The organism is Bradyrhizobium sp. LVM 105 (assembly GCF_003957705.1).
Taxonomy (GTDB): domain Bacteria; phylum Pseudomonadota; class Alphaproteobacteria; order Rhizobiales; family Xanthobacteraceae; genus Bradyrhizobium; species Bradyrhizobium frederickii.
Map to the genome: position 1 here is coordinate 73753 of NZ_QZMV01000007.1, position 25754 is coordinate 99506.

The 25754-nt window shown below is 64.2% G+C and carries 27 protein-coding genes; 17 read left to right on the plus strand and 10 right to left on the minus strand.

Annotated elements, in window-relative coordinates; translation table 11 throughout:
• Positions 1-67: 67 nt before the first annotated feature.
• Positions 68-232 carry a Flp family type IVb pilin gene (locus tag D6B98_RS20710; protein ID WP_126258786.1) on the plus strand — a complete coding sequence of 55 codons (165 nt, stop codon included), beginning with the start codon at positions 68-70 and terminating at the stop codon, positions 230-232.
• A gap of 347 nt (positions 233-579) precedes the next feature.
• Here D6B98_RS20710 and D6B98_RS20715 read toward each other — a convergent pair whose 3' ends face one another.
• The 3 genes from D6B98_RS20715 to D6B98_RS40015 form a co-directional block, all read right to left on the minus strand.
• On the minus strand, positions 580-1059 hold the full coding sequence (locus D6B98_RS20715; RefSeq protein ID WP_126258787.1) for a hypothetical protein: 480 nt from the start codon (positions 1057-1059) through the stop codon (positions 580-582).
• Between the two features lie 271 nt (positions 1060-1330).
• Positions 1331-2065, minus strand: coding sequence for a hypothetical protein (locus tag D6B98_RS20720; protein ID WP_126258788.1), 735 nt, complete (start codon positions 2063-2065; stop codon positions 1331-1333).
• A gap of 292 nt (positions 2066-2357) precedes the next feature.
• On the minus strand, positions 2358-2528 hold the full coding sequence (locus tag D6B98_RS40015) for a hypothetical protein (protein ID WP_164718747.1): 171 nt from the start codon (positions 2526-2528) through the stop codon (positions 2358-2360).
• A 228-nt stretch (positions 2529-2756) separates the two neighbouring features.
• Here D6B98_RS40015 and D6B98_RS20725 point away from each other — a divergent pair, with 228 nt between their 5' ends.
• Positions 2757-3437: a TetR/AcrR family transcriptional regulator gene (locus D6B98_RS20725; RefSeq protein ID WP_028138383.1), complete on the plus strand. Its 681-nt coding sequence runs from the start codon at positions 2757-2759 to the stop codon at positions 3435-3437.
• Positions 3438-3597: 160 nt separating this feature from the next.
• On the opposite strand, the gene pyk is transcribed toward D6B98_RS20725, so the two are convergent.
• Positions 3598-5034 carry a pyruvate kinase gene (gene pyk, locus D6B98_RS20730; RefSeq protein ID WP_126258789.1) on the minus strand — a complete coding sequence of 479 codons (1437 nt, stop codon included), beginning with the start codon at positions 5032-5034 and terminating at the stop codon, positions 3598-3600.
• Entirely contained in the window at positions 5031-5612 is a 582-nt protein-coding gene (locus D6B98_RS20735) for a DUF1036 domain-containing protein (protein WP_126258790.1), read from the minus strand. Before D6B98_RS20735 ends, pyk begins: the two co-directional genes overlap by 4 nt.
• 177 nt (positions 5613-5789) lie before the next feature.
• On the opposite strand from D6B98_RS20735, the gene D6B98_RS20740 reads away from it, so the two are divergent.
• Both D6B98_RS20740 and D6B98_RS20745 read left to right on the plus strand, forming a co-directional pair.
• Positions 5790-6095, plus strand: coding sequence for a DUF1244 domain-containing protein (locus tag D6B98_RS20740; protein ID WP_126258791.1), 306 nt, complete (start codon positions 5790-5792; stop codon positions 6093-6095).
• Positions 6096-6284: 189 nt separating this feature from the next.
• On the plus strand, positions 6285-6557 hold the full coding sequence (locus D6B98_RS20745; protein WP_008546273.1) for a DUF2312 domain-containing protein: 273 nt from the start codon (positions 6285-6287) through the stop codon (positions 6555-6557).
• 142 nt (positions 6558-6699) lie between these two features.
• Here the strand turns inward: D6B98_RS20745 and mepK are convergent, their stop codons facing one another.
• From mepK to D6B98_RS20760, 3 genes are all read right to left on the minus strand, one after another.
• Entirely contained in the window at positions 6700-8325 is a 1626-nt protein-coding gene (mepK, locus tag D6B98_RS20750) for a peptidoglycan L,D-endopeptidase MepK (protein WP_126258792.1), read from the minus strand.
• A gap of 266 nt (positions 8326-8591) precedes the next feature.
• Complete coding sequence (locus D6B98_RS20755; RefSeq protein ID WP_126258793.1) at positions 8592-10793, minus strand: L,D-transpeptidase scaffold domain-containing protein; 2202 nt, start codon at positions 10791-10793, stop codon at positions 8592-8594.
• Positions 10794-11139: 346 nt separating this feature from the next.
• The gene (locus D6B98_RS20760; protein WP_126258794.1) at positions 11140-12636 is read right to left on the minus strand and encodes a sigma-54-dependent transcriptional regulator; all 1497 of its coding nucleotides are present in this window, start codon (positions 12634-12636) and stop codon (positions 11140-11142) included.
• A gap of 127 nt (positions 12637-12763) precedes the next feature.
• On the opposite strand from D6B98_RS20760, the gene D6B98_RS20765 reads away from it, so the two are divergent.
• The 12 genes from D6B98_RS20765 to D6B98_RS20820 all read left to right on the plus strand — a co-directional run bounded on the left by D6B98_RS20765 (position 12764) and on the right by D6B98_RS20820 (position 23664).
• Positions 12764-14731 (plus strand): M3 family oligoendopeptidase, encoded by a 1968-nt coding sequence (locus D6B98_RS20765; protein WP_126258795.1) that lies wholly within the window; start codon positions 12764-12766, stop codon positions 14729-14731.
• Between the two features lie 82 nt (positions 14732-14813).
• Positions 14814-15038: an AbrB/MazE/SpoVT family DNA-binding domain-containing protein gene (locus D6B98_RS20770; protein WP_061850860.1), complete on the plus strand. Its 225-nt coding sequence runs from the start codon at positions 14814-14816 to the stop codon at positions 15036-15038.
• A 12-nt stretch (positions 15039-15050) separates the two neighbouring features.
• Complete coding sequence (locus tag D6B98_RS20775) at positions 15051-15446, plus strand: type II toxin-antitoxin system death-on-curing family toxin (RefSeq protein ID WP_126258796.1); 396 nt, start codon at positions 15051-15053, stop codon at positions 15444-15446.
• 97 nt (positions 15447-15543) lie between these two features.
• Positions 15544-15696, plus strand: coding sequence for an aa3-type cytochrome c oxidase subunit IV (locus D6B98_RS20780; RefSeq protein WP_008136857.1), 153 nt, complete (start codon positions 15544-15546; stop codon positions 15694-15696).
• Between the two features lie 137 nt (positions 15697-15833).
• Positions 15834-16964: a Re/Si-specific NAD(P)(+) transhydrogenase subunit alpha gene (locus D6B98_RS20785; protein ID WP_126258797.1), complete on the plus strand. Its 1131-nt coding sequence runs from the start codon at positions 15834-15836 to the stop codon at positions 16962-16964.
• Positions 16965-16985: 21 nt separating this feature from the next.
• A complete protein-coding gene (locus tag D6B98_RS20790) occupies positions 16986-17303 on the plus strand; it encodes a proton-translocating transhydrogenase family protein (protein WP_126258798.1) in 318 nt (105 codons plus the stop codon).
• Between the two features lie 39 nt (positions 17304-17342).
• The gene (locus D6B98_RS20795) at positions 17343-18740 is read left to right on the plus strand and encodes an NAD(P)(+) transhydrogenase (Re/Si-specific) subunit beta (protein ID WP_126258799.1); all 1398 of its coding nucleotides are present in this window, start codon (positions 17343-17345) and stop codon (positions 18738-18740) included.
• A gap of 216 nt (positions 18741-18956) precedes the next feature.
• Positions 18957-19754: an alpha/beta hydrolase gene (locus D6B98_RS20800; protein ID WP_126259015.1), complete on the plus strand. Its 798-nt coding sequence runs from the start codon at positions 18957-18959 to the stop codon at positions 19752-19754.
• 97 nt (positions 19755-19851) lie between these two features.
• Positions 19852-21183 carry a sodium:proton antiporter gene (locus D6B98_RS20805; protein WP_245481438.1) on the plus strand — a complete coding sequence of 444 codons (1332 nt, stop codon included), beginning with the start codon at positions 19852-19854 and terminating at the stop codon, positions 21181-21183.
• Positions 21184-21232: 49 nt separating this feature from the next.
• The gene (locus tag D6B98_RS20810; protein ID WP_126258801.1) at positions 21233-22330 is read left to right on the plus strand and encodes a calcium:cation antiporter; all 1098 of its coding nucleotides are present in this window, start codon (positions 21233-21235) and stop codon (positions 22328-22330) included.
• 57 nt (positions 22331-22387) lie between these two features.
• Positions 22388-22672 carry a cupin domain-containing protein gene (locus tag D6B98_RS20815; RefSeq protein WP_126258802.1) on the plus strand — a complete coding sequence of 95 codons (285 nt, stop codon included), beginning with the start codon at positions 22388-22390 and terminating at the stop codon, positions 22670-22672.
• A gap of 92 nt (positions 22673-22764) precedes the next feature.
• The gene (locus tag D6B98_RS20820; RefSeq protein ID WP_126258803.1) at positions 22765-23664 is read left to right on the plus strand and encodes a hypothetical protein; all 900 of its coding nucleotides are present in this window, start codon (positions 22765-22767) and stop codon (positions 23662-23664) included.
• 27 nt (positions 23665-23691) lie between these two features.
• Here D6B98_RS20820 and D6B98_RS20825 read toward each other — a convergent pair whose 3' ends face one another.
• Complete coding sequence (locus D6B98_RS20825; protein ID WP_126258804.1) at positions 23692-24339, minus strand: tetratricopeptide repeat protein; 648 nt, start codon at positions 24337-24339, stop codon at positions 23692-23694.
• 125 nt (positions 24340-24464) lie between these two features.
• Positions 24465-24761: a 30S ribosomal protein S21 gene (gene rpsU, locus D6B98_RS20830; protein ID WP_008546194.1), complete on the minus strand. Its 297-nt coding sequence runs from the start codon at positions 24759-24761 to the stop codon at positions 24465-24467.
• 259 nt (positions 24762-25020) lie between these two features.
• Between rpsU and aqpZ the strand changes: the two genes are divergently transcribed.
• Positions 25021-25743 (plus strand): aquaporin Z, encoded by a 723-nt coding sequence (gene aqpZ, locus D6B98_RS20835; protein ID WP_126258805.1) that lies wholly within the window; start codon positions 25021-25023, stop codon positions 25741-25743.
• Positions 25744-25754 lie beyond the last annotated feature (11 nt).

A 25754-nucleotide genomic window follows, 5' to 3' on the forward strand; every position in this document is an offset into this window, starting at 1 on the left:
CGGCGGCGCTGGGAAGCCGGAGAGACCAGATCAGTTGTAAGCCTCGTGTACTCATTTGGAGCACTCTATGAAGAACCTCGTTGCGCGTTTCGTGAAGGATGAATCCGGCGCCACCGCCATTGAATACGGCCTGATCGCCGCCGGCATCGCGCTGGCGATTATCACCGTCGTCAACAATCTCGGCAGCACGCTGAACACCAAGTTCACCGCGATCTCGACCGGCCTCAAGTAAAGCCGGACGACCTTAGAATTTCGGAGAGCCTCGTTCTTGACGGGGCTCTTTTCTTTTTGACGAGACTTGTCCGTAGGGCTTGTCAGTTGCATTGCCTCCGTATTGTTACGAGCCCGCTTTAAGATCTCGGTAAGAAGTGTAGTTATCGATCTTACAACCCTGGCACGGTAGTTTTATGTGTTGGCAGCGGCTGCGCTGCGGAGCGTGCCACGCGTTTGTTGCTTAGCCCATTTGAATAGGCCTCAGTCCTTGCTCTTCCCGCAGCGTCAACGGACCATAGAACTTGAATCTTGCCCCAAACGTCCGCCCAGCTCATGAGAGATCCTTTTCTGCTTTTTCTGTCGCGCTTACTGTCTTGAGTTGACACCCATGCGCGCGCGCTCATCGTTCCAGAACTTCTCTTCCCATTTCCGATAATCTGCCTCGCTCATCGGAAAACCGGCTAGATGCCATTGACCCCCATCGCCCGCGTATAGGAGTACGTAGTACTCCCTCTTCAGCTCGAGCGGAGTCCGGGGCGCTGGAATGAGAGAGTGAGTTTTATCAATCGCCCCGAAGGTCACGTCGACGGCCGAACCGACGGCTACATTTCCGTTGAGGGCTTCGAGAATCCTGAGGCGCGCGAAGAGAAGCTCCTTTGGGAGGGGATGTTGCCGATGTCCTCCACGGTCCACTCGCCCGCCGCGATATGCTGCAGCGCCCAGTAGCCGCACTCTCGCCAGCAGTACTTCCTTGGCCGTCGTGGGTAATGTTGACGTGCGAATATCGCTCGGAGGCTTATCGAGAAAGTACATAACGGGCAGCTCGGATCCGGCTGTGAGCAGCATGTTTCGTTCTCCTCTCCAAGGTGAGGTTGTTGGGCCCAAATGCGCAGCGGATCGGAGGAGGCTCTGGTCCAGATCCTCGGCCGAAGAGCTGACTGTGGGCAGCGCCAGAACCAGAATGGTGCAGCTTGCTCCGCGTCCAGCGATTGAGAGTCTCAAATCCACGCTCCATCGATGTCTATGCCGTGGCACGCCGGTCAGGCCAGTCGTTCGTCTTCATTCGATCAATTGAAGCGGATGGAACTATTGCAGCCGGCCCATCCGGGGCTGGCGCTCAACGTCGCCAGAGTCTCGCGTGGTAGACGATCATCGTTCGGGGCGCGACTTCTTCACACTGCATGACGCCCCGCGGCCGCGATACATCGCCCTCAATGCCTTCAAATGTGATGGTCTGACGACTTTTGTTCCATACGACCCGACGAGGAACATCAAAATTCATCACCAGCGCAATCTCATCAGAGCTGACGTCGGTTACTTCACCTCGGTAGAGCTGTCCCTCCTTGCCGCGCTCGAAGATCGCTTGCTTTGAAGCAGCATCCATCGTGAAATACAGGTATCCCGCGTCTTCACAGCGGACGGAGACCGGATGCTGAATGGGATCGCGAACACGGAAGCTCAAAATGCTTCTCGGGGGCGTGACCGTGCACTGATGGGTCAATGTCGGCCGAAAGGTGGGATCGTCTAGCCCTGGCCAGGTCATCGTCTTCTTATTGCGATCAAGGATCAGGTCGATCCGTCCCGGACGGACGGGCAGCATGAATTCGATCTTTCCATCGCTTGTCGAAATGATCTCTCCCGAATGCACGTTGATACCGAAGTTTGTCTCAACGTCTATCGGCGGCGTTTCAAAGACGACAGCTTTGGCATCGACGTCGAACGTCGCAAAATAGGGGCGGACGGGAGCGCCGCCCTCGCATCGTACCGAGAATAGCTCAGCGGCCGTCACGCGAGCGGAGCTCAGCATGAGAAAAGGAATGGCTGCAATGGCAAGGCCCATGAGCCGCTTCATGTTGCACACTCCGTTCTCACACCAAGCTCTCCACCGCGGCTCGAGAGCAACGGCAGGGCGCTCGGACTTTCGATATGAGTTGGCCAAATGGCCCCCGTGGAGGCGCGATGAACGTGCTCTGCGCCAACCGAGATTAAACGAATTGCGAGTCCCAATCACACCACAGCCCCGGAAACGGCGACGCCGCCTACCACTACGCGCTGGCTCAAATCAACGTCCGGTTGCGAACACTACAGAAGAACTTCTGGATGTAAACGCGGCGTCGTTACAAACGCGTCGCCTCTCGTTGATCTTAGCTCTTGTGCCCCGAGCGCCAGTATTCCGAGCGCTTAGCCATCCAATCCCGGTGTTGGGCGCTGCTGATCGGAAAGCCGACGAGCCGGCGTTTTCCATCGGTTGGATCGGAGAACATGACGACGGCGTAGTCGCGTGCGAGTTGATCCGGCGTGAGTGGATAGATCATCTCGCGGTCCCACTCGCCGAGATAGCCGTCATAGGTCTTGCCAACGGCAGCGCGACCGCTGAATCAGCCTTGGCGCCTCCGTCCGCCACCCATGACGCTCCACGCATTTCCCATCTTGTCATCTCCCCTGAATAGTTGTTCAGTCCTTGCGGGGCGATTTGCATCTTTGACGTGACGAAGCGTTCGGCCGCAGGGCGTGCGGCTGGCGTTTGGGACAGGAAGCGCGCCATGGTTTATCGGCGGACGCATCAAGTGGTGAAGCGCCTTGCGGCGCGGCGCAGCGCGATTCTGGCGGCGGCGCGGGAGACGGCGGCGGAGGGCGGCATGGCGGCGGTGCAGATCGCGCCGGTCGCGGTGCGGGCCAATGTCGCGGCCGGGACGGTCTACCGCTACTTCCCCTCCAAGGCCGAGCTGATCTCTGAACTCATTGCCGAGGTCTCCCGGGACGAGCTTGCGGCGATCCGCCGGGCGGCCGACGCCGCCCCGGGTCCGTCCTCGGCATTGGCCGCGGCCGTGACGACTGTTGCGGTCCATACCCTATCGCAGCGCAGGCTCGCCTGGGGCATCCTGGCCGAGCCCGTCGATGTCGATGTCAGCGCCTCGCGGCTGGCCAGCCGGCGCGAGATCGCGGGCGAGATGGCCGCCCGGATCGACGCTGCGGTGCGGGCCGGCCACCTGCCGGCGCAGGACACCGCGCTCGCCGCCACCGCCTTGCTCGGCGCGCTGCATGAGGCGCTGGTCGGGCCGCTGGCGCCCGACAATCTCGACGACCCCGTCAAGATGCGCGATGCGGTGCAGACCGTGACCCTGCTGGCGCTGCGCGCGGTCGGCGTCATGGACGCCCGTGCCCGCGGCCTGGTGGTGCAGCAGACACTGCTGCCGACGACGAAGGCTCTGGTTGGCGCGTAACATCGCCGCGCGAGCGAGGCGGCGGCCTGATCCCGCTCAGGTCGTTGAACGGGCAAGCTTTTTCGTGAAACCGCAGCAATCGTCCCGGACGCTCCGGCTACTTTGCATGGGGTTGTTTTGCGATATTTGTGTTGGCCGGGGTCGCGGCCGACCTACAGACCTACATATTCGCGTCGCCCTCGGGGCCGACCGAGGCGATGCGCACCATGTTGGTGGTGCCGGGAATGCCGAGCGGTACGCCGGCGACGATGATCACGCGCTGGCCGGCGCGGACGAAGCCGTCGCGGAACGCGATCTGGCCGGCGCGGCCGACCATGTCGTCCTGATCGCGTGCGTCCTCGGCCACCACGCAGTGCACGCCCCAGACCACCGCGAGCCGGCGGCCGGCGGTGATGTTCGGGGTGATCGCCACGATCGGCGGCTTCGGCCGCTCGCGCGCCACGCGCACCGCGGTCGAGCCCGACGAGGTCCAGCAGATCAAGGCGGGCAGGTCGAGCGTCTCGGCGATCTGCCGCGCAGCATCCGCAATGGCATCGCCCGCGGTGGATTCCGGCGCCGGGCGCTGGGCCATGATCACCGACCGGTAGGTCGGGTCGCGTTCGACCTCCTCGCCGATGCGGTTCATGGTCGAGACCGCCTCGACCGGGAATTTTCCGGCGGCAGATTCCGCCGACAGCATGATGGCGTCGGCACCTTCATAGACGGCGGTGGCGACGTCCGAGACTTCGGCGCGGGTCGGGACCGGCGACTGGATCATCGATTCCAGCATTTGGGTCGCGATCACCACCGGCTTGCCGGCGCGGCGCGCCATGCGCGTCATCTGCTTCTGCAGGCTCGGCACGCGCTCCAGCGGCAGCTCGACGCCGAGGTCGCCGCGCGCCACCATCAGCGCGTCGGAGGCCTCGATGATGTCGGCGAGGCGGTCGATCGCCTGCGGCTTCTCGATCTTGGCCATCACGGCGGCGCGGCCGCGGATCATCTTCTTGGCTTCGAGCACGTCGTCGGCGCGCTGCACGAAGGACAGCGCGATCCAGTCGACGCCGGTGACGAGCGCGGCTTCGAGGTCGGCGCGGTCCTTCGGCGTCATGGCGGAGACCGGCAGGTCGGTGTCGGGCAGGCTGACGCCCTTGCGGTCGCTCATCTTGCCGCCGACCACGACACGCGTCACCGCGTGCTCCTTCGAGGTCTCCTCTGCGATCAGACGCACCTTGCCGTCGTCGAGCAGCAGCGCGTGGCCGGGCCTGAGCGCGGCCAGGATCTCCGGATGGGGCAAGTGCACGCGCGTGGCATCGCCTGGCGTCTTGTCGGAATCCAGCGTGAAGGTCTGGCCGTTCTGGAGCTGGACCGAGCCTTCGGCGAAGGCACCCAGTCTGAGCTTCGGGCCCTGGAGGTCGACCAGGATGCCGATCGGCCGGCCGTAACTCGACTCGACGTTGCGGATCGTCGCCACCAGCTCGCGCATCTTGTCATGCGAGGTGTGGCTCATGTTGATGCGAAACAGGTCGGCGCCGGCCTCGAACAGGCGGCGGATCATGGCGAGGTCTGACGACGCCGGTCCCAGGGTCGCAAGAATCTTGATACGGCGAAGACGCCTCATGGCTTATTTCCAGACGGGGGTGGCAGGCCGGGCGAGCCGGGGGGCGTAGCACCGGGCGGACCATTGGGCAAACCGGGAACTCCGCCCGGGCCAACCGGGCCGGGCAGGCCAGGCACGCGCTGTTGCGCCGGCTGTTCGTTGGCGTCGGTCAGCTGCACCGTCCACGCCCGCTGCTCGCCGGTATCGACCTCGAAATAGCCGGTCCGGTCGTAGCCGCGCGCGAGGCAATCCTCGGTGCCGCGGATGGTGAACTCCTTGTCGCGCGAGCACATGAAGGCCTGCCCCGACCACTCGCCGCCGCGATCATAGTCGATCGCGTAGATGTAATAGTAACGGGCGACCAGCGTTCCCCGCAGCAGGGTCTCGCAGGAGCGGGAGGAGATGTTCCACCAGCCCTCGGTGGTCCAGCCCTCGGCGTCCTTGTAGCCGAGCGCAATGCCGACCCGGCTCGACGTGTTGTTGCAGAGGCGGAAATCGGCGGAGGCCGGGCTGGCGCAAAGGCACAGCCAGACAACCACCAGCACCGGGACCAACCGGGCGAGCAGGCGAAGCGGGGAGCGGGGAGATTCGGCAATCATTGTCGCGGAAGCTATACCAGATCATTGACGATTTGGCGTAGGGCCAGGAACCACCCCCAAAGAGCGGCAACGCCAGTTTCGGGGCGGTTTGCGCCGGGATATGGCAAAATCTGTGACAGTGCCCACCTGATCCCGTAAGGGTGACCTCCATCGGGGCAGGGTTAAGGGGATACAGCCATGGCAATCGACGACAAGACCAGAACCGAGCTCGAGGCGGCCGCTTTCCGGCGTCTGGTCGATCATCTGAAGACGCGGACGGATGTCCAGAACATCGACCTGATGAATCTGGCGGGCTTCTGCCGCAACTGCCTGTCGAACTGGCTCAAGGAAGCCGCCGACGCGCAAGGCGTCGCTTTGAGCAAGGACGAGAGCCGGGAGGCCGTCTACGGAATGCCCTACGAGACCTGGAAAGCGAAATACCAGGGCACGGCGACGCCCGAGCAGCTCGAGACGATGAAGAAGGTGCATCCCCACGGCCACTGAGTTCGCGCACACCTGAGTCGCACCACACAACAGCTTTCTGCGCCCCGCAGCAGGAAGGTGTGGGCGCGCTGTGGACGAGCACGATGGTGCCTTGAACGCAGTCGGCACCGACCCTAAGGGTTCTAGCCAGCACGCGCGGTGAGGATGCCGGCGTCACCTCGTTTTGCCAGTTCCATTGGGAGTACCTAGATGGCCACCTCCGCCGCCGTCCGCGACGACGAGCCCGCGACGAAATTTGCCAAGGACCAGCTCAAATCCATCATCGAGCGCATCGAGCGGCTGGAGGAAGAGAAGAAGGCGATCTCCGACGACATCCGCGACGTCTATGCCGAGAGCAAGGGCAACGGTTACGACGTCAAGGCGCTGCGCACCATCGTGCGCCTGCGCAAGCAGGACCCCAACGAGCGCGCCGAGGCCGAGACGATCCTCGAGACCTACATGCAGGCGTTGGGAATGATCTGAGGCGTCCTGCCTCAGACACCGCTGCCGCAGCCCGGATGGAGCGCAAGCGAAATCCGGGATATTTCAGCTTGCGCAGCTTTTCCCGGATGTCGCTTCGCTCATCCGGGCTACGAGACCGAGTCTGTGGAAATAGCCGCTTCGATCAGCGCAGCGCGGCGGTGCGCACGACGAATGACGTCGTCTGGAGCTTGGCGGTGGCGCTGCCGGAGAAGGTCTCGCAGGACAGGCCCTGCATCGGATCGTCGGCAAAACCCATCGCGATCACGGCTCGCGGCTTGACGAAATAGGCGCGCAGCGCCGCCGTATCCAGCTCGCCCATCAGCGTGACCGACATCGCACGGCTGGCGCTCGGCGACAGCATCACGATCTTGAGCCAGATGCTCTCGCCCTTGGCGGCGGAGAGACGCGTTGCGGTCGCGACCATGCCGTCGGTGCTCTTGCCGACCACCGTGTTGATCTCGGTCGCCTGAGCGAAGCTGCGCGATGCGGGGCGGGCCGAACGCGGGATCGGCGCGGAGGCTGCGACGACATTGGCGCGGTCAACCGGAGAGGCGGCCGGCGCGTAAGCCAACGCCTGAAGAGCTGCGTTGGGCAGGCTCGCGGTTGGTTGCGGATCGGTGGCGGCGGCAAGGGCCTGGCGGGCCTTCAGTGCGGCGACCTGGGCCGGCGTCGCCTGCTGCGGCGCGGCCGGGACATCATCCCAGAAGCCGCGTGCATTGATGATGTCGGCCGGGGTCTCCGGCTTGCCGTCAACGGATTTGCCGGCAGCGGGCTTGTCAGCCACCGGCGCGGGCTTCGGCTTGGGTGGCGCAACGATCTGGGCATCGGCCGAAGCGAGCTGGAAGCTTGCGGCGATCTGAGGCTTGGCGCGGGGCGTCGGCACCAGCTCGGCGGGCTTGGCGGCGGCTGCGACCACGGTCGGCGCGGACGGCTTCGCGGCCGTTGCGGGCGCGCCCTCGTCATCCTCGTCGCTGCTCGCGGCGGGAGCCGGCTTGCTCCTGAACAAGGCGGCGAAGAAATTCGGCTTGCTGCCGGCATCGTCGCCGCTGCCGCGTCGCTCGATCTCGGCCTTGGCGACCTCATAACCCTTAAGAGGCACGCCGTCGGTCGGAAGATGCACCGTCTTGCCGTCCGGGAAGACGCGGGCGAGCTGGTCATGCGTCATGCGCGGCCAGTGCCGGACGCTGCCGGTGTCCAGATGCACGAAGGGCGAGCCGGAGGTCGGATAGAAACCGACGCCGCCACGCTGCAGGCGCAGGCCGGCGAAACGGATCTGCTCCAGCGGCACGCCCGGGATGAAGAAGTCCATCGCATGTCCCAGCATGTGCTGGCTGGAGCGCGCCACCCCGGAGGAGCGGCGGCGGAGCATGGCGTTGGTGGCGGGGGAGCGGTAGGAGGAGATGATCTGGATCGGCTGCTTGGCGTCGACGTCGCGATAGACTTCCCAGAGGATGTCGAACAGGCGACGGTCCATCACCGTCTCTTCCTGGGTGCGCCAGTCGCGCAGGAAGTGGTTGAGCTGCTTCAGTGCCGCTTCGTCGTAGCGGCCGTCGCGCTTGAAGGTGACGGTCAGATCTTCGCCGGAATGGGTGTGATGGAAGGAGAGCGTCTTGGTCTCGTTCAGCGCGGCGGCGTCATGAACCGAGCCCGCGCCCGCAAGCAGCAATGCGGCAGTGAGGCCGATCCGCGAACCGGCCTTCACTCCCGCATGGGACAACGATAGCACAGCGAATTTGCGTGCGAGACCAGTCAGCACGTATGAGCCCACCCAGTCGACGAGCGTTCAAAATGGACTCTCCCGCCAACCCCGTTAGCAGCGTGAAGAGGATGAACGCTTTCTTAAAGCAAGAAGGTTAATTCGAGGTTGACCTTCCCGCCCCCAAACCAAGTCAGAATACGATCCTAACCGGTTGACTGTGGCAAAAAAACGCCCGCTGCCCGGACCCGGATCTATAATGGTTAACGTTAAACGGCCCCATCCATGGGAGGAGCCGTTGATTTCGTTGCGGTATTTAGAGTGGGGCCGCTTCAGGCTCAGCGGGTGAACACCCGCTGCGGGGGCCGGCGGCCGACCGGAGCCGGTGGCGGGGTGGGCGCCCCGAACAGCCGCTCGAAGAAGTTCGGACCGGAGGAGCCGAAGCCACCGCCATTGTTGGCCACCGCCACGCCTGAGGGCAGGGTGGTCGCCGGGCGCGAATAGCTCGGCTGCGAGTGCGCAACGACGGCCTCGAGATCCTTGCCGCGGTTGTTCTTCAGGATGTTGATCATGGTCGCGTCGCGGCCATAGACGTCCTTGCGGAACTGCAACTTGCCGGCATCGTCCACGAAGGCGGTCTGATAGGTGATGTTGACCGGGATCGGCGTCGGGAATTTCAGGTCGATCTCGCTCTTGCCGTACATGCTGCGCACGCGCTCGGGCGTGTACTTCTCGTTAGGCATGACGATGTTGAGCAGCACCGAGGCGTATTGATCCGGGTTCTGCACGCGCATGCAGCCATGGCTGAAGGCGCGATCTTCCCTGGCGAACAGGTTCTTGTCCGGCGTGTCGTGCTGATAGACCAGGAACTTGTTCGGGAAGTTGAAGCGGATGCGGCCGAGCGCGTTGGCCTCACCGGGCGGCTGCGAGATGTGCACCGAGCCGTCGCGGTTCTGCTCGAGCTTGAGGCCCATGCGCTGGAGCACGGTCGGGTCCTGCTGAAGCGCCGGCAGGTACTCGTTGTAGACGATCGACGGCGGCACGTTCCAGGTCGGGTTGACCGTGATGTACTTCATCGTCTCGGTCAGCAGCGGGGTCGCATGCGAACCCGGCTTGCCGGTGACGACGCGGGTGGTCCAGACCTGCTGGCCGCGCTGCATCACCTTCAACGTGTAGTCGGGGATGTTGAGAATCACATAGGCATCGCCCAGCGAGGGCGCGCCGAGGTCGCGCGGCAACCAGCGCCAGCGCTCCATGTTGACCAGCACGACGTCGATCTGCCTGTCGCGCTTGGGCGTATTGAGCGCCTTGACCGTCTTGTCGTCGAGAATGCCGGTCGGCTTCATCTCGGCGCTGCTCTGGAATTTGCGCACCGCGTCGGCGACGGCGGCGTCATAGCGGGTGTCGCTGGCGTTCTCGGCGAGGCCGAGCTTGGCGCGGAGCTGCGGCACGCGCGGATCTTCCACGACGATCTCGGCCTGCTTCTTGGTGGCCGCGGTGTATTTCAGCGCCGGACCGTCGGCGATCTCGATCACCGGGCCGTTGCCCTGACCGCGAAGCTCCGCGAGCTTGGCCTTCAGCTCCTTGTAGAGCTTGTGCGGCGGGTTGTAGCTGTCGAGCGCTGCGGAAGTGTCAGCTGCGGTCGTGACCTTGGCGAGCACCTCGTTCGGGTCGACCGGATGCTCGGGATAGAGGATGTCGCCGCTGACCTGCGACCAGTGCATGCGGCCGCTCTGCGCGTGGCGTGCATAGTCGAACATGCTGGCGGTGAGCTTGAGCTCGGCATCGGCCAGCGCATCGGGCGTGGTGGCGGCGGCGAAATCCGGCACCGGATAATCGGCGGGGCTGAGGCCGTCGGAGGCGGCGTCCTTCAGCCGGGCGATGACGCCCTTGGCTGCGGCGGTCAGGCTGCCGCCTTGCGTCCAAACCGGCGCGAAGTCCCGGGCTCCATAAAACTTCTCGATCGCCGCGCGCTCGTTCTTGCGGTCGAAATGGCGCGACGTCTTGGCGCCAATGATGTCCTTGAGCTTGTCGGCGACCGGCTGGTCGGCGGCGGGAACATTGCTCGCGGCCTTCACCGGCTCGACAGCCGGAGCCGCAGCGGGTGCTGCCGTCGCGGTGTCGGCCTTGGCGGGCTCGGTCTTCGCAGGCTCGGTCTTCGCAGGCTCGGTTTTGGCAGGCTCAGTTTTGGCGGTCTCGCTCTTCGGCGCCGCGGTGGCGGGCGTGGTGGCGAGGTCGGAAGGCTTGGTCTCGACCTTGTCCGGGGCGGGGGCGACGTCAGCCTTCACGGGCTCCTTTGTCGGCTCCTTGGCGGAATCCTGGAGCGTGGCGGTGGTGTCGAGCCTGATGTCGGCTGCGGTCGGGGGCGGGACGTTGGCCGGCTCGGGACGCGGGATCGCGGCTTCGATCGCTAGCTCTGCCGCGCTGCTGCGCGCCTGATCCTGCGCCAGGGCCGAGCTGGCCGACACCGTGAGGAAGGTGGCCGCGACCGTCATCAAGACACGGTCAAAGCCCGCACGGTGGTTTAAACAGTTCCGCATTGTGTCGCACCCCTCGGGTGAACTGTCCCTCATGGAACAGCTTCGTTATCGCCTATTGAGCTTCGGCTAAATCGCGCCGGCCTCTCGAAAGTTGCACGCCTGCACGCAACGATTCCCACGCAGACGATATACAGGCCCCGGTTTTGCAGCCAGCGCTACCCGGGACAATTCACGCCAAACTGACTTCAAGGCAGCCTCTTGGCAACGGATTGTGCGCTTGCGTCACGCGCTTTTCCCTGTGTCTGTCACTTCCAAGTCACGGTTCAAGACGCATCGAATTCTGTCGTCGGGCGAACGGTTTACAGCCGGTCTCGCATCGCCCCGCGAAGCTGTGTTCGCATCAGGCTTAGTGCGTCTCCTCGCCGCTTTTCCCGCCATGTCCGGGAACCCCGGCTTCGTCGAGTTTGCGGTAGAGCGTCGACCGGCCGATCTTGAGGCGGCGAGCCACCTCAGACATCTGGCCGCGATAATGCGAGATCGCGAAGCGGATGATCTCGTTCTCCATGTCCTCGAGCGGGCGGACCTCGCCGGTCGGGGTCAGCATGGCGAGAGTTCCGGCGGTTGGGAGCGGCGCGATTGGTATTTCATTACCCGACACGACCGAAGGAGTGGCCGCCGGCTCGAGCATCAGCGGGGCGGTCGGAATTTCCGTGATGGGATGCGGCTGCGAAGCGAGCAGGGGGAAATCACTGAGGCCGAGCTGGTCGCCGTCGCTCATCACCACGGCACGGTAGACCGCGTTCTCGAGCTGGCGGATGTTGCCGGGCCAGTCGAGCTGAGCGAGATGCGCCATCGCCTCGCCGCTGATGCTGGCGATCTGGCGGTTCTCCTCGGCGGCAAAGCGCACCAGGAAATGCCGGAGCAGATGCGGGATGTCCTCGCGCCGGGCCCGGAGCGAGGGGATCGTCAGCGGCAGCACGTGCAGACGATAGAACAGGTCTTCCCGGAAATGTCCCTGCTTCACCCGCTCCAGCAGCTTGCGATTGGTTGCCGAGACTATGCGGACGTCGACCTTGACCGGCTTGCGGCCACCGACCGCCTCGACGGCACCCTCCTGGAGCGCGCGCAAGAGCTTGACCTGAGCGGCCAGCGGCAGCTCGCTGACCTCGTCCAGAAACAGCGTGCCGCCATGGGCCTCGACGAACTTGCCCATGTGCCGCTCGGTGGCGCCGGTAAAAGCACCCTTCTCGTGGCCGAACAGGATGGATTCGACGAGGTTGTCGGGAATGGCGCCGCAATTGACGGCGACGAACGGCTTTGCCTTGCGCTCGCCGCTGCCATGGATGGCGCGCGCGAACATCTCCTTGCCGACGCCGGACTCACCTTCGATCAGAACGGGGATCGAGGAGTTCGCCGCCTTCTGCGCGGCGCGCATGACCGGCGCCATCGCCTCGGCGCGGGTGATGATATCGGAGAAGGTCAGCCGGCCCTCGCGGCTGTGCCGGATGCGCTGCAATTCGCCCTTGAGCGCGGAGACGTTGAGAGCGTTGCGCAGCGAAACCTGAAGCCGCTCCAGGCCGACCGGCTTGACCACGAAATCGGCCGCACCTGCGCGCATCGCCGAGATCACGTTGTCGATGCCGCCATGTGCGGTCTGCACGATGACGGGGACATTGAGGCCAGCTTCACGCATTTTCGCCAGCACGCCCATGCCGTCGAGGCCGGGCATCACGAGATCGAGGATGACACCGTCGATGGCCGGAGCATCGGGAGCGGTGAGGGCGGCGATCGCGGCATCGCCGGAGTCCACGACGACCGTCTCATAGCCGCATTTCTGCACCATGTTCTCGACCAGCCGGCGAGCTACGGCGTCGTCGTCGGCGATCAAAATACTGGCAGCCATGGTGTTCCCCGCACGCTACTACTATCTGTCTCGAATCGGGGCACTCTGGCCGAAGCCGATTAACGCACTCTTAAACCTTGACGCCCCCGCCCGCCGCCGCGCTTGTTGAACACAGGTTTCCCACACAATGAATTCGCGCTCCAAGTCTGCTCTTAGGAAGTCTGCTCTCAGGAAGTCTGCTCTCAAAATGCCCGCTCTCCGTAAGCCCGCCACCAAGACATCCGCCGTCAAGAAATCAGCTGTCAAGAAACCCGCTGCCGACAAATCCGCCGCCAAGACAAAGCCCTCCAAGACCTCACTCGCAAAGCCCGCGAGCAAGACCGGCAGGCTTCCGGAATGGAACCTGGCCGATCTCTATTCCGGGATCGATGCGCCGGAAGTGACGCGCGATCTCGACAAGATGGCTGCCGACTGCGTCGCGTTCGAGACGGACTACAAGGGCAAGCTGGCGACAGGGACAGCAAACGAAGATGGCGGAAAATGGCTCGCGGGAGCCGTGCGACGCTATGAGGCGATCGATGATCTCGCCGGTCGTCTCGGCTCCTATGCCGGGCTCGTCCATGCCGGCGACAGCATGGACCCTGCGATTTCAAAGTTTTATGGCGATGTCTCCGAGCGGCTGACGGCGGCATCGACGCATCTTCTGTTCTTTGCGCTCGAGCTCAATCGCGTCGATGACGATATTTTGAACCGCGCCATGCAGACGCCCGAGCTCGCGCATTACCGTCCGTGGATCGAGGATCTGCGCAAGGAGAAGCCGTATCAGCTCGACGACAAGCTGGAGCAGCTCTTCCTGGAGAAGGCGCAGACCGGCTATTCCGCCTTCAACCGGCTGTTCGACCAGACCATCTCCGGCCTGCGTTTCAAGGTCGGGTCCAAGGAGCTCGCGATCGAGCCGACGCTGAACCTGCTGCAGGACCGCGATGGCTCAAAGCGCAAGAGCGCGGCGGAAGCGCTGGCGAAAACGTTCAAGGCCAATGAGCGCACCTTTGCGCTGATCACCAACACGCTCGCCAAGGATAAGGATATCTCCGACCGCTGGCGCGGTTTTCAGGATGTCGCGGATTCCCGGCACCTCAACAACCGGGTCGAGCGCGAGGTGGTGGACGCGCTGGTGGCCTCGGTGCGCGCGGCCTATCCAAAGCTGTCGCATCGCTATTATGCGCTGAAGGCGAAGTGGTTCGGCAAGAAGCGGCTGGCCTATTGGGACCGCAACGCGCCGCTGCCGTTTGCCGCGACCGACGTCATCGCCTGGCCGGAGGCGCGAAGCATGGTGCTGACGGCCTATCGCGGCTTCTCGCCCAAGATGGCCGATATCGCCGAGCGCTTCTTCACCGATCGCTGGATCGACGCGCCGGTGCGGCCGGGCAAGGCGCCGGGTGCGTTCTCGCATCCGACCACGCCGTCCGCGCACCCCTACGTGCTCATGAACTACCAGGGCAAGCCGCGCGACGTGATGACGCTTGCTCACGAGCTCGGCCATGGTGTGCATCAGGTGCTGGCCGCGAAGAACGGCGCGCTGATGGCGCCGACGCCGCTGACGCTGGCGGAGACGGCAAGCGTGTTCGGCGAGATGCTGACCTTCCGACGGCTGCTGGCGCAGACCAAGAGCGCCAAGCAGCGCCAGGCGCTGCTGGCCGGCAAGGTCGAGGACATGATCAACACCGTGGTGCGGCAGATCGCGTTCTATTCCTTCGAGCGCGCGGTCCACACCGAGCGCAAGAACGGCGAGCTCACGGCGACGCGGCTCGGCGAGATCTGGCTGTCGGTGCAGGGCGAGAGCCTCGGGCCGGCGATCGAGATCAAGGCGGGTTACGAGAACTATTGGATGTACATCCCGCACTTCATCCACTCGCCGTTCTACGTCTACGCCTACGCCTTCGGCGATTGCCTCGTGAACTCGCTCTATGCCGTCTACGAGAACGCGGCCGAGGGCTTTGCCGAGCGCTATCTCGACATGCTCGCCGCCGGCGGCACCAAGCATTATTCCGAGCTGCTGCGACCGTTCGGGCTCGATGCCAAGGATCCCAAATTCTGGGAGGGTGGTCTTGCGGTCATCGCCGGGATGATCGACGAGCTCGAGGCGATGGGCTGAGCCTCGTGCCGGCGCAAGTAAAACATCTGTTGAACCGGGTCTCTCGGGGCGTTATACATATGTATAACGCGCTGGAGCAGCCATGAAAATCGAGATCAAGAAGATCGGCAATTCGGACGGGTTGCTGCTGCCGCGCGAACTGATGCAGCGGCTCGATCTGAAGCGCGGGCAGCAATTGCATATCGTCGAATTGCCCGGCGGCGGTTTCCAGGCGTTGCCCTACGATCCGGATTTCGAGCGGACGATGGAAATCGCCGACGAGATCATGGACAAGTATCGCGATACGCTCGCTGCGCTCGCAAAATAGCCGGCTGACCGGATGAGCGAGCCTGAAGAGCCGCTTTGGATCAGCTATGAGCAGGCTGTCGCAATTCACAGCCGCCAGCTTCGCCGTTTTGGCGGTGCGCCGGGGCTACGCGATGACGGCATGCTGCGATCGGCGCTGGAGCGGCCGATCAACAAATGGCGCTACCAGCAGGCTCCGCTGGATGAACTTGCCGCAGCCTACGCGTTTGGTCTCGCGAAGAACCATGCATTCGTCGATGGAAACAAGCGCATTGCCTTCATGGCGATGATGGTCTTCCTGCACAAGAACGGCGCGGCCTTCAGTCCCGATCCTGCGGAGGCGACAGCGATCATCCTATCACTTGCTGCTGGCGAAGTCAGCGAGGAGAGCCTTGCGCGCTGGATCCGCGACAATTGGGATTCCAAATGAGCCGATTTGCGGGAAAACCCCGCCTGCGTGCCGTTGCCCTGCCCGAAGCTTTGCGGTATTGCCACCCAGGAATTCGACTTTCGACTGGGGACAATCCATGGCTGACCATAGCGAAGTGGCCTACACCACCGCCGACGGCAACGACTATGTTGCCCACGAGCAGACCTATGAGGGCTTCATCAAGCTGGTGAAGTACGGCACGGCCTCGGTCGCGCTCATCGTGATCCTGATGGCGATCTTCCTCACCTGATCCATCGCCTGCCGCGCCGCCAGCGTCGTCGGTGCCCATAAAATTTGCATTCAAGCCGGTCCCAAAACCGGTATCCAACGTTGCGGGAGTAACGCTAAGTTCGCGTGCGCGCTTTTTCCCGCGTCGCCGGAGGCCTCATGAAGATTGCCGTTGCCAAGGAAATCGATCCGTCGGAGCCGCGTGTCGCCGCTTCGCCTGATACGGTGAAGAAGTTCAAGGCGTTAGGCGCCGAGATCGCCGTCGAGCCGGGCGCCGGCATCAAGTCGGGCCTGCCGGATTCCGAATTCACTGCCGCAGGTGCCACCGTCAGCACCGACGCGCTGAAAGATGCCGACATCATCATCAAGGTGAAGCGCCCCGAAGCCTCGGAGCTGTCGCAGTACAAGCGCGGCGCGCTCGTCATCGCCATCATGGATCCCTACGGCAACGAGGCCGCGCTGAAGACGATCGCCGATGCCGGCGTCTCCGCCTTCGCGATGGAGCTGATGCCGCGCATCACCCGCGCGCAGGTGATGGACGTATTGTCCTCGCAGGCGAACCTTGCCGGTTACCGCGCCGTGATCGAGGGCGCCGAGGCCTTCGGCCGCGCCTTTCCGATGATGATGACGGCGGCCGGCACCGTGCCTGCGGCCAAGGTGTTCGTGATGGGCGTCGGCGTCGCCGGCCTCCAGGCCATCGCGACCGCGCGCCGCTTAGGGGCCGTCGTGACCGCGACCGACGTGCGTCCCGCCACGAAAGAACAGGTCGAATCGCTCGGCGCAAAATTCCTCGCCGTCGAGGACGAAGAGTTCAAGAACGCGCAGACCGCCGGCGGCTACGCCAAGGAAATGTCCAAGGAATATCAGGCCAAGCAGGCCGCGCTCACCGCCGAGCACATCAAGAAGCAGGACATCGTGATCACCACCGCGCTGATCCCGGGCCGGCCGGCGCCGAAGCTGGTCAGCGCCGAGATGGTCAGGTCGATGAAGCCGGGCTCGGTGCTGGTCGATCTCGCCGTCGAGCGCGGCGGCAATGTCGAAGGTGCGAAGCCGGGCGAGGTCGTCGACCTCGATGGCATCAAGATCGTCGGCTACACCAATGTCGCCGGCCGCGTCGCGGCCTCGGCCTCCAGCCTCTACGCCCGCAACCTGTTCTCCTTCATCGAGACCATGGTCGACAAGAAAGAGAAGAAGCTCGCCGTCAACTGGGACGACGAGCTGGTCAAGGCGACCGCGCTGACGAAAGACGGCGCCGTCATCCACCCGAACTTCCAGCCCAAATCGGCTTAATTGGGCATAAGGAGAGCCGCCATGGAGCATGTTGCACAGGTCGTCGACCCCTTCGTCTTCCGGCTGTCGATCTTCGTCCTCGCCGTCTTCGTCGGTTATTTCGTGGTGTGGTCGGTGACGCCGGCGCTGCACACCCCGCTGATGAGCGTGACCAACGCGATCTCCTCGGTGATCGTGGTCGGCGCGCTGCTCGCGGGCGGCGTCGCCAACGTCTCGAGTGGCTCGGGCTGGGCGCGCGCCTTCGGCTTCGTCGCGCTCGTCTTTGCCTGCGTCAACATTTTTGGCGGCTTCCTTGTCACCCAGCGCATGCTGGCGATGTACAAGAAGAAAGCCAAGTAAGCGGCCACCTCGGGCTGAAGGGATCAATGGGGACCTGAGATGAACGCCAATCTCTCTGCATTGTTGTATCTCGTGGCGGGGGTGCTGTTCATCCTGTCGCTGCGCGGGCTGTCGAGCCCGGCGACGTCGCGCCAGGGCAATTTGTTCGGCATGATCGGCATGGGCATCGCGGTCGCGACCACGCTCGCCAGTCATCCGCCGGCGGACGGAGTCGCCTGGATCCTGGTGATCCTCGGTATCGCCATTGGTGGCGCCATCGGCGCGGTGATCGCGCGCCGCGTGCCGATGACCTCGATGCCGGAACTGGTCGCAGCCTTCCATTCACTGGTCGGCATGGCCGCCGTGCTGGTCGCCGCCGGCGCGTTCTACGCGCCCGAAGCCTTCGACATCGGCACGCCCGGCAACATCCATGCCTCCAGTCTGATCGAAATGTCGCTCGGCGTCGCCATCGGCGCGCTGACCTTCACCGGCTCGGTGATCGCGTTCCTGAAGCTGTCCGCGCGCATGAGCGGAGCGCCGATCATCCTGCCGTTCCGCCACATCATCAACATCGTGCTTGCATTGGCGCTGGTGTTCTTCATCTTCGGCCTGGTTCGTTCCGGCAGTGCGGTCGATTTCTGGCTCATCACCATCATCGCGCTGCTGCTCGGCGTGCTGATGATCATCCCGATCGGCGGCGCCGACATGCCGGTCGTGATCTCGATGCTGAACTCCTACTCCGGCTGGGCCGCGGCCGGCATCGGCTTCACGCTCGGCAATTCCGCGCTGATCATCACCGGCGCGCTGGTCGGCTCCTCCGGTGCGATCCTGTCCTACATCATGTGCCACGCGATGAACCGGTCCTTCATCTCGGTCATCCTTGGCGGCTTCGGCGGCGAGACCGCCGCGGCCGGCGGCGGTACGGGCGAGCAGAAGCCCGCCAAGCTCGGCTCGGCGGACGATGCGGCCTTCATCATGAAGAACGCGCAGAAGGTCATCATCGTGCCCGGCTACGGCATGGCGGTGGCGCAGGCCCAGCACGCGCTGCGCGAGATGGGCGACATCCTGAAGAAGGAAGGCGTCGAGGTGAAATACGCCATTCACCCGGTGGCAGGCCGTATGCCCGGCCACATGAACGTGCTGCTCGCCGAAGCCAACGTGCCCTATGACGAGGTGTTCGAGCTCGAGGACATCAACTCCGAATTCGCGCAGGCCGACATCGCCTTCGTGATCGGCGCCAATGATGTCACCAACCCGGCGGCCGAAGAGGACAAGACCTCGCCGATCTACGGCATGCCGGTGCTGCAGGTCTGGAAGGCCGGCACCGTGATGTTCATCAAGCGCTCGCTGGCCTCGGGTTATGCCGGCATCGACAATCCGCTGTTCTATCGCGACAACACCATGATGCTGCTCGGCGACGCCAAGAAGGTCACCGAGAACATCGTCAAGGCGATGTAGCGCGAGACGCGCCGGCCGTGGCCATCGACAAGGAATGGCACCGGTCCCATCGCATGCCGCCCAAGGCGACGCGCGAGCAGCGCGTCAAATGGCACGCGGCCCACAAGGCGGCGTGCGGCTGTCGCGACGTGCCGCCAAGCCTTCGGCCTGACGTCATGAAATTGCTGCGGAGCCGTCGCAAGCCCTGAGTTTCAAACCGGGGCCGGCCGCGCCATGATCACCATCGCCAAGTGGACTGTCATCCTGCTCGTGACCGTCTATCTCGCCGGGCTCGTCGTGCTGTATCTCCGGCAGCGCGAGATGCTGTTTCCGATCCCGCCCGTCGGTCGCACTGCACCCGATGCCGCAGGTTTGCCCGACGCAGAAGAGCATGTCCTGACCACCGCGGATGGCGAGAAGGTCATTGTCTGGCACGTGCCGGCGAAGTCCGGCCGTCCCGTGATCCTGTATTTCCCGGGCAACGGCGATTTTCTTGCGGGTCGTGTCAGCCGCTTCAAGGCCATGATTGCTGACGGCACCGGCCTCGTCGCGCTGTCCTATCGCGGCTATGCCGGCTCGAGCGGCGCGCCGAGCGAGCAGGGCCTGCTGCGCGACGCGGCCAAAGCCTACGCTTTCACCAGCGCACGCTATGGGACGGAACGAATCGTCGCCTGGGGTTTTTCGCTCGGGACGGGCGTGGCGGTCGCGCTCGCCTCCGAACACGCCATCGGCAGATTGATCCTGGAGGCGCCGTACACTTCGACCGCCGACATTGCAGCATTGGCATTCCGGTATGTGCCAGTGCGCCTTCTCATGCGCGACCAGTTTCGCTCCGACGAACGGATCGCGCGCGTCACGGTGCCGCTGTTGGTGATGCATGGCACCAATGACCTTGTCATTTCGATCATGTTCGGAGAGCGTCTGTTCGCGCTCGCGCGCGAACCGAAGCAGTTCGTTCGCTTTGCGGGCGGCGGACATGACGATCTCGACAGTTTCGGTGCGGTCGAAACGGCAAGGCGCTTCATTGGATATTAGACGATCCGTCACGCGGCTCAGGGGCGTATCCCTCGTCGCCATGCTCGCCTTGTTGCCGCAGCAGGCCTGGGCCGCAACCGGGCTCGACGGTGCGGCGATGCGCTGGCCCTATGCGCTGCCCTTTGCCGGTCTGCTGTTGTCGATCGCGCTGGGGCCCTTGTTGTTTCCGAAGATCTGGCACCATCATTACGGCAAGATCGCCGCCGCCTGGTCGCTGGCCGCGCTCGTCTCGCTCGTGATTTTCGCCGGCAGCACGGCGACACTGGCGGCGCTCGTCCACGCCATGCTCGCCGAATATCTCGGCTTCATCGTGCTGCTGTTCTCGCTCTACGTCGTGGCTGGGGGCATTCTCATCACCGGCGACATCAAGGCCACGCCGGCGATCAATGCCGGCATCCTCGCGCTCGGCACGTTGGGGGCGAGCGTCGTCGGCACCACGGGTGCCGCGATGATCCTGATCCGCCCCTTGATCCGTGCCAACCGGCCGCGGCGCCACAACACCCATGTCGTCATCTTCTTCATCATCCTGGTGGCCAATGTCGGCGGCGCGCTGAGCCCGCTCGGCGATCCCCCGCTCTTCGTCGGCTTCCTGCACGGCGTCGACTTCTTCTGGACCACGCGGGCCCTCTGGTTGCAGACCGCGATCGTGGCCGGACTGCTGCTCGCGATTTTCGTCGCCGTCGACGTCTGGCATTTCCGGAGCGAGCCGGTCGGTGACACCGGCCCGGCGCAGCCGGTCCGCATCCGCGGCCTCGTCAATCTGGTGCTGATCGCGGCCATCGTCGCGAGCCTGCTGGCCTCGGCGATGTGGAAGCCCGGCGTAGCCTTCGACATTCTCGGCACCAAGCTGGACCTCGAGGACGTCGTCCGCAATCTGGCGCTGCTGGCCATTGCGGCGCTGTCGGTGTGGCTGACGCCCGACGAGCACAGGCAGGCCAACGGCTTCACGTGGGAGCCCATCCGCGAGGTCGCAAAGCTGTTCGCCGGCATCTTCGTCGCCATCATCCCGGTCATTGCCATGCTCAATGCCGGCCATCACGGTGCGTTCGCATGGCTCCTCTCCGCCGTGACGGGGCCGGACGGCGCGCCGCGCGAGGTCGCCTATTTCTGGTTCACCGGCCTGATGTCCGCATTCCTCGACAATGCTCCGACCTATTTGCTGTTCTTCGAGCTCGCCGGCGGCGACCCGCAAGTGCTGATGCACGAGCTCTCGGGTACGCTTGCCTCGATCTCGATGGGGGCCGTCTACATGGGAGCGCTCACCTATATCGGCAACGCGCCGAACTTCATGGTGAGCAGCATTGCCAGCGAGAGCGGCATCGAGATGCCAAGCTTCTTCGGCTATCTCCTGCGCGCGAGTGCCGTGCTGATCCCGCTGTTCCTGCTGCTGACGCTGCTGCCGGTCGCCCCGATCCTGCACTGGCATTGAATCTGTCGGCCGATTTGCTACTGCTCATTCAAGCAAATGGAAGTGGTGGATGAGCGCGCATAGTCCGATGCCCCGGTCGGCCTGGATCTTCCCGGGGCTGGCCGTGCTGTTGTTCGCAGCCGTCAGCGCGACGGGCTACGCGTTCACGCTCTCGCTGAGCGGGCTCGTCTTCGCGACCGTGCTGCTCGTCATCCTGTTCGGCACGGTGTTCGCCGCGGTTCATCATGCCGAAGTGATCGCCGAACGGGTCGGCGAGCCCTATGGCACGCTGGTGCTGACGCTCTCGGTGACCATCATCGAGGTGGCGCTGATCACCACGATCATGCTCGGTGACAAGCCCGCGCCGGCGCTGGCGCGCGACACCGTGTTCGCCGTGGTCATGATCGTCTGCAATGGCCTCGTCGGGCTCTGCATCTTCATCGGCGGCCTGCGCTATCGCGAACAGGGTTTTCAGCTCTCCGGCGCCAACGTCTATCTCAGCGTCCTGTTCGCGCTCGCGACCATCACGCTGATCATGCCCAACTACACGACCAGCACGCCGGGGCCGGTCTATTCGGCAGCTCAGCTCGGTTTCGTCGACGTCGTCACGCTCGCGCTATACGGGGTGTTTCTCTACACCCAGACGGTCCTGCACAAGGATTATTTCGTCCATGAACGGGCGGACGGGGACAGCGGCGCGGTGCATCTGTCGGGCAGAAAGTTCGTGCTCAGCGTCCTGCTGCTGCTGATTGCACTGCTGGCGGTGGTGCTGCTCGCCAAGAAGTTCTCGCTGGTGGTCGATGCCGTTGCGGTCAGGATCGGCGCGCCCCCGGCCTTTGCCGGCCTTCTGGTCGCGCTCCTGATCCTGATGCCGGAAGGCGTCGCGGCCGTAGCAGCGGCCCGCAGGAACGATCTGCAAAAGAGCATCAACCTCGCGCTGGGCTCGTCGCTCGCCACCATCGGGCTGACGATCCCGGCCGTCGGCATCGCCACCTACGCGCTCGACAAGGAGCTCGAGCTCGGCCTCAGCGCCCAGGGCAGCGTGCTCCTGCTCCTGACCTTCTTCCTGAGCATGCTGACCTTCGGCACAGGCAGAACAAACGTCCTGTTCGGGCTGGTCCATATGGTGGTATTTGCCGTCTACGTATTCATGGTTTTCGTGCCCTGAACCCATTTTGCGCGTCCGCCGCCCTCACCGGCCGGATCGCGTCCCAGGAGAGTTCCGATGCTTGCCGCCAGATCCGAGGTTCAGGTCGATAACGAACAGGTCCGGGTGACCGAATGGCGGCTCGGTCCGGGCAGCGCCACCGGGCATCACACCCACGGCATGGATTACGTGATTGTTCCCGTGGTCGCCGGCGAAATGACCATCGTGGCACCCAATGGCGAGCGGTCCAAGGCGCAGCTTGCGGCCGGGAAATCCTATTTCCGCAAGGCGGGCGTCCAACATGACGTACTTAACGAAACCTCAACCGAGATCGTGTTCCTTGAGATCGAGCTGAAGCCGTAAGTCCGGCCTTAACACTTGCCATCGATCCGTCGCAGTTGATCCCTTACAATGCCCCAAAGTTCCCGCATCAGATCGCGCGGGGAGTGGCCGGAATGCTGAAATACCTCGCTAAAATTTCGATGGATATTTTCCCCTCGGTGCTCGCGACGATCATCGGGGCGTACATCGTTAACCACTACATCAACGCCAAGCCGGCGGCTGATGCCCCTGCGGCCGTGGTGGCCCCTTCCCAGGCCGGCAGCGACGGCAAGCCGACGGACACCGCCAACCTTCCTGGGCCAGGCGTCAAGGCCAAGGGCATCTCGGAGAAGAGCGTCTCCGACAAGGGTGTGACGGACAAGGCGCCGGCCGAGAAGCCCGCCGAGAAGCGTGAGAGCAAGGCTGCAGACGTCGCGCCTGCCGACGCCCCCTCGCATGGCCGCCCCCCCGCGCGCGAGAAGGCCGCCGCGAAGGCGACCCCGCCAACCACTGCACCGGTCGCGGAGGCCAATGCCGCGCCGGCCGGAGCGTCCCAGGCTGCGACCCCCGACGCCAACGACTTGGCGCGCGCCGCCATCGAGCGTCTTCGCAAGTCGCCTGAGGGCAAAGCTGCCGAAGCCAAATCTGCCGAGACCAAGCCGGTCGAGCGGACATCCGAGCCCGCGGTGCGCGAAGCTACCCGCGTTCCCGAGGCTCCGCGCGTCATCACAACGGAGCCTTCAGCGGTCCGTCCGCTGCCGCCGCCGATCACAGTGTCCACGCCCTCGTCGGAGACCTATGGCAATGGCGGTCCGTCGCCGTCTTACACGGCCTCGGTCGGCAACGACGACCCGAATCGGATCTCGCCGCCGGCGGACATTCCCGTGCCGGTGATCGCGCCGCCGCTCGATCTGCGCGCCGATGCCGGTGCCACCATGCCCCGGCCGAAGAAGACCAATGTGGCCGACGAGATGCTGTCGGGCATGAAGTCGATGTTCCACTCCGTTCTGCCCAAGAGCGCCACTCCGGACTAAGACAGCGTCTGCGCCGGGTCCAAGCCGTCAGCCGCCGACGCGGGCGAGGCCGCTGCGTGCGGTGTCGTCGCGTGGACGAAGCGAGACGGCCCTGGTGTAGGATGCCGCCGCCTTGGCCTTGTCGCCCAGCCGTTCATAGGCCTGTCCGCGCGTAGTCCAGACCTGCGCGTTGTGCGGATCCGCCTCGGAGGCCTCATCCAGGTCGGCTGCGGCCTCCTTGATCTTGCCGAGCGCGAGATAGCTGGTGGCGCGGCCGAGCAGTGGTTCGACCTTCTGAGGGTTGAGTCCGCTCGCGGCGCTGAAATCGGCGATCGCGAAGTCGTGCTGATGATTGGCCTGGTAGATCAGGGCACGGCCATAAAGCGCCTGCGCATTGTAGGGGTCGAGACCGACCGCGCGATTGAACTCGTCGAGCGCTGCCGCGGTCTCGCCTGACTTCGCCAGGGATTGGGCTTTTGCGGTGTGGGCCTGAGCTTCGGTGACGTTGCCGGGGCTCACCGCGCTCTCAGCGGGCATGGCCGCCTTGGGCGCCTCCTGCGGCTTGTCCCTCTCCGGCATCAACGATCCCAGATCGAAGGAGCAGCCGCAAAGTGCAGTCCCCATCAAAGCCAGCGCGAACGGCTGCCAGATCCGGCGTCGCCGCGTCAAGCCGCGCTCGGGGAAAGGGGAGGCCATTTACGGTTCGCTCGCGCTCGTGCCGCACTGGTAGTGCCCCGTCCCAGAAAGGCACCGCTCACAAACAATAACGCGGGCCAGGGGCCCGCGTCATCGGAAACTGAAGTCTTGCAAGATCCGGTAGATCAGCGCGGTCCGCGCGGACCTGCACCCGGGCCGCCACGGCCGCCGCGATCACCGCCGGGGCCGGCGCCGAACACCGGCTTCGGCTTCATCGGCAGCAGGCCTTCGCGCTGCAGCTTCTTGCGGGCCAGCTTGCGCGCGCGGCGCACGGCTTCAGCCTTTTCGCGGGCCTTCTTCTCGGAGGGCTTCTCGTAGTGACCGCGGAGCTTCATCTCGCGGAAAATTCCCTCGCGCTGCATCTTCTTCTTCAGCGCCTTGAGGGCTTGATCGACATTGTTATCGCGAACGAGAACCTGCACGCGGCATCCTCTTCAGTGGATCGGATTTGAATTCTGGTAAGACGAAGGGGATGGCGAAACGCGCAAGCCCTTAACCTTGAGGGCGCCCATGTATCAGACAAAACCTGCAATGTCCACCGGCCAAGCGGGGATTCGGGCCAAGTTCAGCCATTAAATGAGGCAAAATACCTCCGTGCGGCCCTGATTTGGGAGATTTGACGCCAATGATGGGGCCGTTTCCGGAGCTTTGTTCCGGAATCTTGCAAGCAGGGGACTACACATGGATATCAAGAAATACGCTGCAGAAGCCATCGGGACCTTTTGGCTCACATTCGCAGGCTGCGGGAGCGCGGTGATCGCCGCCGGCTTTCCGCAGGTCGGAATCGGCCTGGTCGGTGTTTCCCTCGCGTTCGGACTCAGCGTGGTCACCATGGCCTATGCGATCGGCCATATCTCGGGTTGCCATCTCAACCCGGCGGTCACCGTCGGTCTTGCAGCCGGCGGCCGTTTTCCCGCCGGGCAGATCCTGCCCTATGTGATTGCCCAGGTGGCTGGTGCGATCGTGGCTGCATGGCTTCTCTATGTCATCGCGAGCGGGGCTCCCGGCTTCGACGTCGGCAAGGGCTTCGCATCCAACGGCTTTGACGCGCATTCGCCCGGCCAGTACAGCATGATCGTGTGCTTCCTCACCGAGGTGGTGATGACCATGATGTTCCTGTTCATCATCATGGGCGCCACCCACGGCCGCGCGCCCGCGGGCTTTGCGCCGCTTGCGATCGGGCTCGCGCTGGTGATGATCCATCTCGTCAGCATTCCCGTCACCAACACGTCGGTGAACCCGGCGCGCAGCACGGGTCCTGCGCTGTTCGTCGGTGGCTGGGCGACAGCGCAGCTTTGGCTGTTCTGGGTCGCACCGCTGATCGGCGGCGCGCTGGGCGGGGTGATCTATCGCTGGCTCAGCGAGGAGCCCGCAGGCGTCGTCGCGGGCGCGAAGACGGCGTAGAGAGCGTTTTC